This is a genomic window from Scytonema sp. UIC 10036 (assembly GCF_009725235.1).
This window is the reverse complement of record NZ_WJFC01000076.1, coordinates 18344-31600: the sequence shown is the minus strand read 5'-3', so window position 1 is coordinate 31600 and position 13257 is coordinate 18344. Positions and strand designations below refer to the sequence as shown.

12 protein-coding genes and 1 pseudogene are annotated in these 13257 nt (G+C 42.1%); 7 read left to right on the top strand and 6 right to left on the bottom strand.

Going from position 1 to position 13257, the window contains the following annotated elements:
* Positions 1–293 precede the first annotated feature (293 nt).
* The 7 genes from F7734_RS30265 (at position 294) to F7734_RS30235 (ending at position 8020) form a co-directional block, all read left to right on the top strand.
* On the top strand, positions 294–1292 hold the full coding sequence (locus tag F7734_RS30265) for a hypothetical protein (RefSeq protein ID WP_155748277.1): 999 nt from the start codon (positions 294–296) through the stop codon (positions 1290–1292).
* Positions 1293–1466: 174 nt separating this feature from the next.
* The gene (locus F7734_RS30260; RefSeq protein ID WP_155748276.1) at positions 1467–2441 is read left to right on the top strand and encodes a hypothetical protein; all 975 of its coding nucleotides are present in this window, start codon (positions 1467–1469) and stop codon (positions 2439–2441) included.
* Entirely contained in the window at positions 2426–3364 is a 939-nt protein-coding gene (locus tag F7734_RS30255; protein WP_155748275.1) for a MoxR family ATPase, read from the top strand. The genes F7734_RS30260 and F7734_RS30255 overlap by 16 nt, the downstream gene beginning before the upstream one ends.
* Positions 3351–4799, top strand: coding sequence for a hypothetical protein (locus F7734_RS30250; protein ID WP_347566308.1), 1449 nt, complete (start codon positions 3351–3353; stop codon positions 4797–4799). Before F7734_RS30255 ends, F7734_RS30250 begins: the two co-directional genes overlap by 14 nt.
* The gene (locus tag F7734_RS30245) at positions 4796–6502 is read left to right on the top strand and encodes a formylglycine-generating enzyme family protein (protein ID WP_243147175.1); all 1707 of its coding nucleotides are present in this window, start codon (positions 4796–4798) and stop codon (positions 6500–6502) included. The genes F7734_RS30250 and F7734_RS30245 overlap by 4 nt, the downstream gene beginning before the upstream one ends.
* A gap of 229 nt (positions 6503–6731) precedes the next feature.
* A complete protein-coding gene (locus F7734_RS30240; RefSeq protein WP_155748274.1) occupies positions 6732–6917 on the top strand; it encodes an SUMF1/EgtB/PvdO family nonheme iron enzyme in 186 nt (61 codons plus the stop codon).
* A 368-nt stretch (positions 6918–7285) separates the two neighbouring features.
* A complete protein-coding gene (locus F7734_RS30235) occupies positions 7286–8020 on the top strand; it encodes a Uma2 family endonuclease (RefSeq protein ID WP_155748273.1) in 735 nt (244 codons plus the stop codon).
* 81 nt (positions 8021–8101) lie between these two features.
* Here the strand turns inward: F7734_RS30235 and F7734_RS30230 are convergent.
* The 6 genes and pseudogenes from F7734_RS30230 to F7734_RS30205 form a co-directional block, all read right to left on the bottom strand.
* Positions 8102–8419 (bottom strand): annotated as a pseudogene (locus F7734_RS30230) (DUF4351 domain-containing protein); the annotation flags it as partial.
* A gap of 163 nt (positions 8420–8582) precedes the next feature.
* The gene (gene iscB, locus F7734_RS30225) at positions 8583–9956 is read right to left on the bottom strand and encodes an RNA-guided endonuclease IscB (RefSeq protein WP_155748294.1); all 1374 of its coding nucleotides are present in this window, start codon (positions 9954–9956) and stop codon (positions 8583–8585) included.
* Positions 9957–10431: 475 nt separating this feature from the next.
* Entirely contained in the window at positions 10432–11409 is a 978-nt protein-coding gene (locus tag F7734_RS30220) for a DUF4351 domain-containing protein (RefSeq protein ID WP_155748272.1), read from the bottom strand.
* Positions 11410–12093: 684 nt separating this feature from the next.
* Positions 12094–12339, bottom strand: a complete 246-nt coding sequence (locus F7734_RS30215) for a DUF4351 domain-containing protein (RefSeq protein ID WP_155748271.1) — start codon at positions 12337–12339, stop codon at positions 12094–12096.
* Between the two features lie 23 nt (positions 12340–12362).
* Positions 12363–12788 carry a retroviral-like aspartic protease gene (locus tag F7734_RS30210; RefSeq protein WP_155748270.1) on the bottom strand — a complete coding sequence of 142 codons (426 nt, stop codon included), beginning with the start codon at positions 12786–12788 and terminating at the stop codon, positions 12363–12365.
* Positions 12781–12999, bottom strand: a complete 219-nt coding sequence (locus tag F7734_RS30205; RefSeq protein WP_155748269.1) for a hypothetical protein — start codon at positions 12997–12999, stop codon at positions 12781–12783. The genes F7734_RS30210 and F7734_RS30205 overlap by 8 nt, the downstream gene beginning before the upstream one ends.
* Positions 13000–13257: the final 258 nt, after the last annotated feature.

Sequence of the window (13257 nt, the reverse complement as noted above, 5' to 3'; positions counted from 1 at the left end):
GTAGTCAATCAAGATTGACCGTCTTTATAGATTTTTTATATATAGTAAGCAGTATATGTAGAAATGCTTAACTATGTAAGACTTTATCTGAATTCACGGTACATTGATGATTCTACTATAATCGAATTCCACAACAGTTAGCTAGGGTTGCTTTGGAGTTCACCAGTGCTGAAGGGCGCTCCTTCTATATAAAGCTTTGTAAAGCTTTAATTCATCTTTCGCTAAAATAACTAAGGAGGAGGAGATTGGAAAAACACCTAATACCTAATGCCCAATGCCCGCTATATTCCTGAATGACAGCCGAGTATATCACTAAAACAGATCTCAAAGTAACACGTGGATGGACAGACGCAGCAATCAAGAAGTTTCTTGGTAGCGAGGATAAGAACTCTAAAAATCCCGTTTATCGGAGTGCGTCGCCTGTTTGTTTGTATTTACTAGAACGAGTTTTAGAAGCAGAATCTACAGAGGAATTTGAGCATTGGAAAAAGCTTTCAGAAAAGCGAAGAGAGGCAGCAAAAAAAGCATCCCAAACTCGTCAAGAAAGAGAAAGACAAAGAGAGATTGAAGCCCAACAAAAAGCTTTAGAATTACAGAAACAACAGCAATTATTTGGAAAAGCAATATCAGTTGTTAAGCTAAATATTCAACCGTTACCTTATAAAGAATTAGTTGCCTTAGCTTGCGAAGAATGGAACAAAAATAATCCCGAAATCGCAAAGTCGAATGTTCAGACCAAAACAGAAATTACAAAATTCTCAAGATTTATAGAACTGATGGGTGGTTTTGGTCGGAAAAAAATCCCCGCACTCGTCGAGCAAGCTCAAGGGTATCTTGCTCTGTATTACCAAAGCAAAGAGAGTGAAGATGCACAAGAAACGAGAAGAATAGTTGTTGCACTGCACGCTCTTTGTGGTGAATGCGAGGGTTTACTCAACAATATGGGTTCCAAACATCCAATTCTCAAGCAAGCCCTAGATTTAAAAAGCTTAAACAGCTTCGCTCGCAAGACGAGTGAAGAGGAATTAACCAATTGGGTGAGCAATTTTATAGACGTAGTTGAAGGCGGTGTAGAAACATTAGTCGTTCAAGGAAGTGGGAAAATCATAAAAATTCAAAATTTGATAAATTCAGCAATACTGAAAATTCACGAAGCAGAGCTAAAAACTTGTCAAGAAGAATTAAACGCGATCGCAGAACAATTTCAAGAGTGGGTTCCGAGCGCCGCGTTTCAAGTCAAGCAACGCTGTCACCAGTTACTCAAAGAGAAATACCCCTACTTCACCCAATAGCGTTAACAACAGTATTTCTCGTTCCCAGGCGGAGCCTGGGAATGCAGCCCAAGAGGCTCCGCCTCATATCCTCATGATAAAGATAACAAAGTGTATACTAAAAATCTGTAACCATCGCCTAAAGCATTGTAGCTAAGTCATAGCAACAAGCAACTGCCATATCCTCCGTAGAAAATGAGCAAACGAGAACAACTACAGGAATTGCTTGACCTCGTAGAAGATAAAATACTATTTATTCGGCGAGAAAAAATACTGGCAACAGACCCTGTGACGATTTTCTCTTTAGAAAAGCAAATTGAGAGAGACGAAGCTGAACGGAGCAATATCCTACAGGAGATGGCAAATGTAGAGGCAGAAGCTCGTAGTGAAGATTTGTACCGTGCTTTAATGAAACTGGGCTACAGAGAACAAGTGCGATCGTTCCTAAAATTTCAGAAAACCCAATCCATCAAAGCTTTTTTAATTCACGGGTATCCAGAATACGGACAGCGTTGGTTGCTGAATCGCCTCATGACGCAACACATCCGTTTTGGTACAACGGCGAAAGAGATCCGTATCGAACTCGACCGACTGGGGCGCAAAAGAGACGTTGGCGCATTGTGGCGAGAACTCGGTCGTAGAGTCGGTTTGGAACATCACTCCCCCACAGAGGTAGCCGAAGGAGTTTTTAAGTGGTGGAAAACCCAGAATGTCATCCTTATCTTGCATTATGTAGATTGTATGCCAGAAGCATACTTACAAGAGTTACTTCAAGAGTTTTGGCTGCCATTAGCCAGTAAACCACGAAAGGAGGTATCGCAAGATAATAAGTTTCAGTTGCTGATGTTTTTGGTAGATTATGAAGGGTGCGTGGGATGTCAGAATATTATGTTTGTCGAACAGTTAGAACCGACTTGGGAACCAAAAATACCTATCAAATTACCAGCGATCGCACCCTTTGGCGATGGCATTCTAACAGATTGGATAGAAACAGTGGAAACAGAGTTTGATACACTGCCTCTTATAGAAGAAATCAACAAATGGGACGATCCCGCCCAAGCGATTTTAAATAAAACTGAGAATGGAATTCCAGAATTAGTCTTCTCAGAAATCTGCAAGATGTGTGGCTGTAATTGGTACGAAGAGAAAGACAGATGGCTAAAACACTAAGTGATAAACCTCTTGAGTATACAGGTAAAGTTCAGCCACGGGTGGGAGACAAAGACGCTGCGGGTCAGGTATTGTATCCTTACTTACCAAATGAAGACTTAGTAGAAGCTGTTAACTTGGCAATCTACCTTGAAAGACCGCTTTTACTCAAGGGAGAACCGGGATGTGGGAAAACGAGATTAGCTCGTGCTGTAGCATATGAACTTGGTTTGCCCTTTGAAGCATGGTATATTAAATCCACAAGTCGCGCCAAAGATGGGCTATACACTTATGATGCAGTCAATCGCTTGCGAGATGCTCAATTAGCAGCAGCAGGTCGCATAATCAAAGAGGAAGACATTCCCCGGATTGACGATCCCACCACCTACGTTAAATGGGGTCCCTTGGGACGTGCGTTTCAAAATGACCGACGAACTGTAGTCTTAATAGATGAAATTGATAAAGCTGATATAGACTTTCCTAACGATTTGTTACTAGAACTTGACGAGCAACGGTTTATAGTTGACGAAACAGGACAAGAAGTACAAGCAAAAGAACCGCCCATCGTTTTTATTACAAGCAATGATGAAAAAGATTTACCCGATGCTTTCTTAAGAAGGTGTCTGTTTCACTATTTGGAATTTCCCAATCTTCAAAGGTTAGTCGATATTATTAAATCACTTTTTCCCGATTCATCTCCAGTGTTAGTGGCTCAAGCCGTCACTCGCTTTTTACTACTGCGAGAGGAAATGCGAAAAGATAAAGGAGACGCCAGCAAAAAAGTCAGTACAAGTGAGTTGATAGACTGGTTTCGAGTTTTGCGTCGCTATCCGGAAGATGAGATTTTGGCAAAACTAGATGGTAAACTGCCATTTGGTGGCGTGTTGCTGAAAAGTTGGGAAGACCATGTACGTTATTTGAGGCAAAAACGTGGACGTGAATGAATTGCCTCTTATTGAATTGTTTGATAGATTGCGGGAAGCTGGTTTGCCAATTGGGATGGGCGAGTATCAATCTGTTTTGCAAGCCATGCAAGCGGGTTTTGGGGTAGGCGATCGACTTGCTTTAAAGCGTCTTTGTCAGACTGTATGGGTTAAGTCTGCGGAGGAATTGCCGTTATTTGAGTTTCACTTTGAGCAGGTTATGGGTACGGAGGTGATTCAAGAAACCAGTGGAGTTCAAGAAAGCAGGGTTGTGAACTTTCTCAAGGAAACTAGGTTTCTCAGTTTTCTTGTACCAGTTCAGCAGCTTTATTTACATAGGATGACACGCTATGTAATTTTAGGGAGTTTAGCTGTTGGAATAGCTTTTGGTGTCAAAACTTCTGTCAAACTAACTCAGACTTCCCCACCCATCACACCAACACCAATACCAGCACCAACAAACGTTTCGTCAAAGCCAACGATTATAAGAACCCAACAAGTCACATTGGTTCCAAATACGATACAGCAAGCACCACCAAATACTGACGATCGCCTATCAAATGGCATTCTTTGGTTCGTGCTATCAGTTATAGTCTTGAGTGGTGGATATGTCATCGTCAAGTGGCGACCAAATATCTTAGCAACCCGGTTTCTCCCAAAAAATCAAGTTTCTACCTCCTCTCAAGCCACGCCAAAAGCGACTTCTTCAACTACAGACTCCGCACTCACAAGCACAGATGAGGTGCAAATCGCTCAAGCCGTGCTAACCAACAACCCAAAAAATCTTTTCCTCAAAGACGAGCATTTTCCCGTAACAATGAGGCAAATGAAACAAATTTGGCGTTATTTGCGCCGCCCAGTTCGTCAGGGTTCGCGAACAGAATTGGATATGGAAGCCACTATCAACCAAATCGGACAGCAAGGTTTGCTGTTTGAACCCGTGTTAAGACCAAGCCGGGTGAACAGTGCTGAAATGCTTTTACTGATTGATCAAGATGGTTCAATGGTTCCTTTTGGTGGGCTGTCTCGTCGATTGGTAGAAACAGCCTTGCGAGGAGGTCGTTTGGGCAAAGCAGGTATTTACTACTTTCACAACTGTCCCTTGGATTATCTTTATCACGATCCCAATCATTTGAAACCAGAGTTAGTGAGCGATATTGTGAACCGTGTTTCCTCTGACCGAACTGCCGTGTTAATTTTAAGTGATGCTGGTGCTGCTCGTGGCGGTTATAGTGAAGAACGGTATGAGTTAACTCAGAAATTTCTGGCTCAGTTAAAACAGCGAGTGCGTTACATGGCTTGGCTGAATCCCATACCAAATACCCGTTGGGCTGGTACGACAGCCGGAGAAATTGCACGTTTGGTTCCTATGTTTGAACTGAGTCGCAGAGGTTTGCAGGATGCTGTGAGTGTGTTGCGCGGACGTCCGACTAACTTTGAGGGACGCAAAATATGAACAAAATTAGACCTGAAGTTGTCAACCAACGGATTAAGTCTTTTGAAAAACGGTTTGGGGAAGCACATTTATATTTGGCTTATCACGGGGCGTTTCCTCTAGCACTGACACCAGATTTGTTATATCGTTTGTGGGCTAAGTTCCAACAAGATATTTATGGTGAAGTTTTAGACATTCCCTGGATAGCAGTGGCAGACTTGTTACTTTCTAGCTTATGCGATGAAGTGGGACACGAACTTTACGAGATGGTTTTACCAGTACGGAACGAACTCCTCAAGCGATTAAAAGAAGATAAGAGGTTTGGTCAGCAGCGTATTGATGAGCTATCAGAATTTTTGCTGGAATACGCACAGCAGCTACTTTACGATCGCGATCCCGATATCCGAGACTTTGCTCAAGTTCAGCAGTGGATAGCTTTAGCTTATACCCGACCGAGTGATGCATCTCAGGAATTGGCATTGACTCTTTCAAAAACCTATGATACAGATCGCGCCGATTTGATTCGATTGGCATCTTTGGTAGAAACATTGGCAGAACCCTTGGCTGAATTAGAAGATTTTCAACCACTGTTAATTTATGCTCGCGGAATGGGATACTTTGCAGGTGGAGATTTAGAAGCGGCAAAAAAAGAGTTGGGAAAGGCTTTGAAGAAAAATGAAATTAGAGTGGCTGGTATCAGTTTGCCAATTCCCGAACAAGTAAAAGTCATTAACAACCTATCGCGGCGCAAGGTCATTCAATACTTGGGTTGGGGAAGTGTAGGTTTGGGTTTGGTAACTGCTGGAGGATACCAACTTCAAAGAAGTTCGCAACCCACTCCGCAACCCACTGCAACTGCTTCTTCCGTACAAACACCAGAGGTGGTTACGCTGCAAACTGTTCAATTTGAAGTTGTAACGGTGAATGAGCGAGGACAAATTATTAACCGTCGCCCCACTCAAGCAAATTTTTTTACAGAGGATTTGGGGAACGGTATTACTTTAGATATGGTAGAAATTCCTGGCGGTCAGTTTGTCATGGGTTCTCCTCCTAATGAGAGGGAGCGAGAATCTGATGAAAGTCCTCAGCATACCGTCACCATTCAACCTTTTTTCATGAGTAAGTTTGCTGTGACCCAAGAACAGTATCAGGCGGTTATGGGGAATAATCCCTCTCGCTTTAAAGAAGAAGGAGAAAAAAGACCTGTTGAAACTGTAAGTTGGAATGATGCGACTCAATTTTGTGATACACTATCAGAAAGGACTGGAAAAAGCTACCGTTATCGTTTGCCTAGTGAAGCCGAGTGGGAGTATGCTTGTCGTGCGGGAACAACTACGCCTTTTCACTTTGGAGAGACAATTACATCTGACTTAGCTAACTATGATGGTTCGGCGATATACGCTTCTGAGCCAAAAGGTCAATACCGTCAACAGACGACGCTTGTTGGAAGTTTTCCACCAAATGCTTTTAGTCTATATGATATGCACGGCAATGTGTGGGAATGGTGTCTAGACACCTGGCATGATAACTATAATGGAGCACCAATAGATGGAAGTGCTTGGATAAATAACAGTAATAATGATAATCAAATATTGCTGCTTCGCAGTGGCTCCTGGGGTTTCAACCCGAGGGACTGCCGTTCGGCGTATCGCCTCAGGAACCCTCGTGACGACAGGAACGACTGTGTCGGTTTCCGGGTTGTCGTGGCGGTGCTCAGGACTTAGTTACCCTTTAATCTCTTACTCTTTTCCCTTTTCACTCTTCTTGGCGCGAAGCGCCAAAAATTTTTTCTATTTTTCAATAATAGCAGACAGACGCATAGGAGGTCAAATATTTTCCCTATAGAAGTCTGCTCTTATTTAACAAGGACTGTAAAAGCTATTTATAAACATAACATAAGTTTTGCGGGTTTGAAAAATAATATCAAGACTTACGGTGAGAAGCGTCTCCAAAATGCTATATACTAAATATTGGGGTAGGCACTTCCGAATGCTGCTTCGTGGTGGCTCCTGGGGTTTCAACCCGAGGAACTGCCGTTCGGCGAATCGCAACAGGAACCCTCGTGACAACAGGAACGACAATGTCGGTTTCCGGGTTGTCGTGGCGGTGCTCAGCTCTCTTCTGTGTCAGAACTTATGAATGGGAATTCATAGGGCGTACCAAGGAAGAGTCCAGACCTATTCCAGTGAAGTCGATGGCGACTTCCGAATATAAAACCGGGTCGGGTACTTTGGTAGGCTGCAAGGTCGAAGATTTGTCCGACCCATTAAGATTTTTAAAATTGAACAAAAGGTAAATAGCGAAAGAGTTGCGGTATACACACAAGTTGCAACTGTTCTAGCATACCAGTGGCAGAGGTGCGACACAATTGGAACGTAGAATTGCGATCCCCCACTCTCCTACTCTCCTCCTCGGTCAACATGAGAAAATGAAAGGCAACACAGCTTAGTGGCTATTGGGATATGCTATTTTTGAAAAAATTGCCCCTGAGTTGAGGTCTTTGTTTCATGACTCTTTCTCCCAACCAACTCAAAACTGAAATTTTCTACCCTCACTCTGACAGACAACCAATGGCGGAAAGCGATGCAGCGCGGGACTATCTTGTTTATGGTGTGGAAGCGCTGGAGATTTATTTCCAAGACCAAAAAGATGTTTACGTGTCTGGAAATGTGTTTGTTTACTACAAAAAAGGCGTACCCAGTGCGGTGGTTGCTCCTGATGTATTTGTGGTATTTGGGGTTGAGAAGAGGAAACGCAAAAGTTTTAAAGTTTGGGAAGAAGGCAATAAAGTACCCAGCTTCATCTTAGAAATCACTTCTGAAACAACGCAAGAAGTGGATGAAGAAGAAAAACCTCTAAAATATTCCCGTTTAGGAGTACAAGAGTATTTTCAATACGATCCAACTGCGGACTATCTCAATCCTCAACTGAAAGGTCAACGCCTAGTTGCTGGTCAATATCAACCTATATTACCTCAGTTGTTACCAGATGGGGTTTTGTCCATACATAGCGAAGTTTTGGGTCTAGATTTACGATTGATTGCAGGCGAATTGCGGTTTTATAACCCCCGAACTGGAAAGAAACTTCTCAATTATAAAGAAACAGAACAAGCCAGACAGCAAGCCGAGCAAGCTCAACTTCATGCTATCCCTCGGTTGTTAAAGTTGGGATTAAGCATCGAACAAATTGCAACTGCTTTGAGTCTATCAGTGGAAGAGGTGCAGCAAAATTTGAGGAGGTAGTTCTGCGATCGCTTCCTCTAATGTTCTCACAGTTCTTAACAACCTGCTCCTATATGCCGTAAAACCTCCCTACAGTTTACCTTACGCTGTTTGATTTGCTGCCAACCAGTTGAGTAAATCCTCAATCGCTGTAAAATCTAACAAAGCTTCCCCAAGTGCTTCTAATTGGTTTGTCGAAAGGGTTTGAATGTTTTCCATCACGGATTGTGGTAACTCTCCTACCCGTCTTCGCAGTAGCCGTTGGATAAGTTTTTGTTCGCCTTCCAGCTTTCCTTCAAACTTTCCCCGTTCGTAGCCAATGCGCTCTCCTGTGGTCATATAACTCATACTCCGCTCCTGTTCAAATTGCTTAAATTCTTCCCACAACTCTGCTTCCAATCCTTTTGGTAATATAGCAATCCTATTTGATATCCGAATCTGGGGGGACAAGGAAGACAAGGAAGACAAGGAGGACAAGGGAGAGGTGTTTGCAACTCCTGCACTGACTGCGAGCGGAAAAAATTCTCAGAAATTGTCATATGACTCCCCTCCCTATCCTAAAACTGAGAAACTTGTCAAGATATCAAATAGCGTTAAAACGTAATAAATCATGGTCAATCGTAGTAAAACTGTATTCATAGCCATCGGATCGATGAATAAGTTTAATGTGTTGTAAACCAATTTCAATCCGATGCCCGCTAATTAGTACCTCTACTCCTCTATTTGTAGGCGTTTTGACTCTAGCACGATAAATTCCCGCTTTAATGTGTTTGCGATCTTTGAGCAGATTACAAATCACATAATCACCAGCTGTAGCGTGAGTATATTTCTGATTTTTACTCACTAACTTGACTTCTTTTTTACCAGTGATGGGATTCTTTTTGATGCTAGCGATCGCTGGAAAACCTTTAGCATTGACTCTCTGTACTTGTCTTGTGCCGTGTCCTTTACAAGTAAGGCGCAATGGTTGACATATTCGCAATTTAACTATTTCTGATGTTCCTACACAAGCGCTATCAATCCAGTGAGCTTTTGGTAATCCGCTTTGAATACGAATCATTTTAGTAGATGCACCATCACCACTGATTACAGGTAATCCGAATTGCTGTGCCTGGTAAAATATGGCTTTACGGGTAGAGTTAACAGCCGCAGCATCACTTAATGACTTTTTCTGATGTGATTTAATTTTTTGAAGAATTTCGCCTTTGTTCTTGAGAAATTGCTCTATTGGCTTATTTCCCTTTTTCTGGTTACATTTCTCGCATGATAAAGTCAGGTTTGAGAATCGGTCACTGCCTCCTTTACTTCGTGCATTAATGTGTTCTATTTGTAAGGGGACATCTGTTTGACCACAATAAACACATTCTCTACCCCAATGCTCAAGCAACGCTTCGCGTAGAGTGTAACCCCACAGTGTCCCCTGCTGATATTCGATCCCTTCGATATCAGGTGTTTCCAATTTTTGCAGATCGAATTTAACAGATTCAATTGCAATTGATTTAATGGGAGCTATTTTCAGCAATCGTTTGATCCAAGTCTGGGTGGTTAACAACCGATGCCTTAAAGATGGTGCTAGCCAACCATCTGGCTTTTTGCGGTCAAACCGTTTTTTACGATAGCGAAGTCTTCTGGATCTTCTAGAACGTCGAACACCAGCACGTTTAATCAATTCCATTTTAATACGATCACCTCGGTGTTCTAATTCCATTGCCCAGACAACTTCATTCTTATTTAAATCTACTAAGCTAATCCCCGTAAATTTTGAACCGGGATCGCAGCGAAGTTCTAAATAGGGTTCTACATTTTCATCAACATCCTTATCTAGAATTAGAGTAAATGGGAATAGCCTTAGCTTCCTAGCTTTGCCCTGAGACTGTAGAATCCTCGCTCTAGCTGGTGTTGTTGGTTTTAGTATTTTGCCATTCTTGCTTAAAATGAATATTGAGTTTGTAATCATCATTTGATGAATCTCCCTATTGGGGTATAGTTTGCCTTGACACGGCTTAAGAGCTTCACATGATAGTTATGGTTTTGCACTGTCGTGATGCAGCCATGTTCCTTCCCCGACGCTTGAGGCTGGCTAACCTCATTGAGTCATCACTCTTAAGCGGACTAAAATCCTTGCGGATAACATAGAATAAACAGTTCTATGCTGAGTCATGGTGAAGTCAGTTAATCGAATTGCTCCGATTGACTACGAATTACTCCGTTTCACGAACTTCTCTGTATAGGGTAAGCTGTCGCACAGATAAGCTGTTCAGAGGTTGTGAGAGTTGGGATGAAGCATCGAACAAGTTGCAACGGCTTTGAGTCTATCAGTGGAACAGGTGCAGCCAAATTTGAGGAGATAGTTCTGCGATCGCTTCCTGTGATGTTCTCACAGTTGTTGACAACCTGCTCCTATATACAGTACAGTATCCCAACAATTTCTTTTACGCTGTTTGATTTGCTGCCAACCAGTTGAGTAAGTCCTCAATCGCTGTAAAATCTAACAAAGCTTCACCCAGTGCTTCTAATTGGGTTGTGGAAAGGGTTTGAATGGTTTCCATCACGGATTGTGGTAACTCTCCTACTCGTCTTTGCAGTAGCCGTAGGATAAGTTTCTGTTCGCCTTCCAGCTTTCCTTCCAGCTTTCCTTCAAACTTTCCCCGTTCGTAGCCAATGCGCTCGCCTGTGGTCATATAACTCATACTCCGCTCCTGTTCAAATTGCTTAAATTCTTCCCACAACTCTACTTCCAATCCTTTTGGTAATATCATAACCCAATCGATAAATCGGTATAGGTTACGAATATCTCTCTCTTTCAATCCTAAGTCATACAATCGTCGCATCAAGCTAAATTTCTCACTTTTCCGTTCTAGAGGTTTTTTAGTTGTCTGTTGTGTCTTTAAATGTGCCATCACCACCGTTGCAAATGGGTTTTCGCTGGCTTCTAATTCTGCCCAACGGTTTTGGTAATCGAGAAGCTTGACGGTACCAAATTCAAAGTTCAGCCTGGTGTTGGGGTAGCTGTAACTATATTGGTTTGGTCGCCATGATGGGTCGGAATCGCACAAAATCGCCAAACTTATAGCTGGTTTCCCAAATTTGTCAAAAATCCGCAAATTGTAAGAGAACATCCTTTGTGCAAAGGCTTCTTCTGGTTTTGCCTGGACTTCTACGTGTATCAGCAACCACATTTCTTCTCCTTGAAGTTGCCACACTTTGACTAATTTATCTGCATATCGTCTACCTTGTTTTGCATCGCGTGCGATTTGCTGGAATTCTTTATCCAGAAATTCGTGGGGTCGTTCCCAGTTAATTAATGCTGCTACTTCCGGAAAGAAAAATTGCATAGCTTGGGGAAAGTACGCTTCTAAAATTTCTTTCCACGGTGAATCATTATCGGCTCTTTTTCTTTTGGCGGTCATTATTTAATTGCTATACAGAATATCTATTCTAATAAAAAGTTGTCAGCAATTGTAATTTTCATTAGCAAAAATCGGCAGTTCCCAAATACATCAGGACTTTCAATAAAAGAGAATCTTTGAGAATTAAGCATCGCTTGTTTGTTTGTTTTCTTCTAACAGTGTTGCTAGTTTCTGCCCTGCCTTATGATATCATGTCCGCTTGTATAACCTGAATAAAGCTCACGCAAAGACGCAAAGGCGCTAAGAAATTAAGAAACTTTTCCGCATGGTTATGCTATCGGACATGATATGAGAGTTGTATGGTGACCATATATAATAAGTTTTAGGCCCGTTGCAGCGACAATATTTCTTCTTCCGTAGCCATTTCTTGAACTAAAAACTGCATCACTTTCAGTTTGTTTGCGCGAGACAGCTTTTGCAAAATTGGTAATAAGTTAGCTATGTTCATATGAATCTAAAGGATTGCGTTATGTAAAAGTCTACGGTAAGCTGTCGCACCGATAAGCTGTTTCTTGGTTGTGAGAGTTGGGATTCAGCATCGAACAAGTTGCAACGGCTTTGAGTCTATCAGTGGAACAGGTGCAGCCAAATTTGAGGAGGTAGTTCTGCGATCGCTCTGTCTAATGTTCTTTTAGTTCTTGACAACCTGCTCCTATATGCACGTACACCAACCAACAGTTTCCCTTACGCTGTTTGATTTGCTGCCAACCAGTTGAGTAAGTCCTCAATCGCTGTAAAATCTAACAAAGCTTCCCCAAGTGCTTCTAATTGGTTTGTTAAAAGGGTTTGAATGGTTTCGATAACGGATTGTGGTAACTCTCCTACTCGTCTTCGCAGTAGCCGTATGATAATTAACTGTTCGCCTTCCAGCTTTCCTTCCAGCTTTCCCCGTTCGTTACCAATGCGATCGCCTGTGGTCATATAACTCATACTACATAGGATAGCTTTTCAATTTATAGTGATTCCAATTTTGGACGCAATTCAAATGTCATTTGGGAGCGATAAAAACAAACATCAAATTCCAAGAAAAAATTCATACATCCCAACAGTAACGGTACATCATCTGTTAGGCTCCATGCAAACACCAATCTCACTGGTGCAAAAGTACCAACTCTAGCCAACAAAAGTAACCCCTTTGCTTCGACGGGTGCTAAATTTCCGGCTAGTTGTACTGTGGTTGTTAACTCTTCCCAAACCACTCCTAACTGAATACCAACATTGTATGGTAAAACATTGACACTAGCTCCTGTGTCTAGCAAAGCTGATACTTCCATGGTAGAATTTCGGTAACCCAGTATCAAAGGTAATTGTGGTACGAAATCTATGTCCCCAAATACATCACGACCTTCAATAAAAGGGAATCTTTGAGAATTAAGCATCACTTGTTTGTTTGTTTTCTTCTAACAGTGTTGCTAATTTCTGCGCTGCCTTATGGGAGTTGTATGGTGACCATACATGATAAGTTTCGCCCGGTTGCAGCGATAAGGTTTCTTCTTCAGTAGCCATTTCTTGAACTAAAAACTGCATCACTTTCAGTTTGTCTGCGCGAGACAGCTTTTGCAAAGTCGGTAATAAGTCAGCTATGTTCATATAAATATAAATCAGCTATATTCGTATGAATCTAAAAAATTGCGTTACGTAAAACTTAGGTGTTGTTTTGCGGAACGAAACCAAATAATGAACCGCACAAGGGCGCAAAGTACGCGAAGAAAGAACAGAAGGTTTAGCGTCAGTTTTACCCCTATAAAGAAACAGAACAAGTCAGACAGCAAGCCGAGCCAGCTCAACTCAATGCTGTTCAGAGGTTGTGAGAGTTGGGATGAAGCATCGAACAAGTTGCAACGGCTT

Bases quoted from the DNA above. Each gene is read 5' to 3' on its own strand.
- F7734_RS30265 (WP_155748277.1), top strand. From the start codon at position 294: ATGACAGCCGAGTATATCACTAAAACAGATCTCAAAGTAACACGTGGA.
- F7734_RS30260 (WP_155748276.1), top strand. From the start codon at position 1,467: ATGAGCAAACGAGAACAACTACAGGAATTGCTTGACCTCGTAGAAGAT.
- F7734_RS30255 (WP_155748275.1), top strand. From the start codon at position 2,426: ATGGCTAAAACACTAAGTGATAAACCTCTTGAGTATACAGGTAAAGTT.
- F7734_RS30245 (WP_243147175.1), top strand. From the start codon at position 4,796: ATGAACAAAATTAGACCTGAAGTTGTCAACCAACGGATTAAGTCTTTT.
- F7734_RS30240 (WP_155748274.1), top strand. From the start codon at position 6,732: ATGCTATATACTAAATATTGGGGTAGGCACTTCCGAATGCTGCTTCGT.
- F7734_RS30235 (WP_155748273.1), top strand. From the start codon at position 7,286: ATGACTCTTTCTCCCAACCAACTCAAAACTGAAATTTTCTACCCTCAC.
- iscB (WP_155748294.1), bottom strand. From the start codon at position 9,956: ATGATTACAAACTCAATATTCATTTTAAGCAAGAATGGCAAAATACTA.
- F7734_RS30220 (WP_155748272.1), bottom strand. From the start codon at position 11,409: ATGACCGCCAAAAGAAAAAGAGCCGATAATGATTCACCGTGGAAAGAA.
- F7734_RS30215 (WP_155748271.1), bottom strand. From the start codon at position 12,339: ATGAGTTATATGACCACAGGCGATCGCATTGGTAACGAACGGGGAAAG.
- F7734_RS30210 (WP_155748270.1), bottom strand. From the start codon at position 12,788: ATGCTTAATTCTCAAAGATTCCCTTTTATTGAAGGTCGTGATGTATTT.
- F7734_RS30205 (WP_155748269.1), bottom strand. From the start codon at position 12,999: ATGAACATAGCTGACTTATTACCGACTTTGCAAAAGCTGTCTCGCGCA.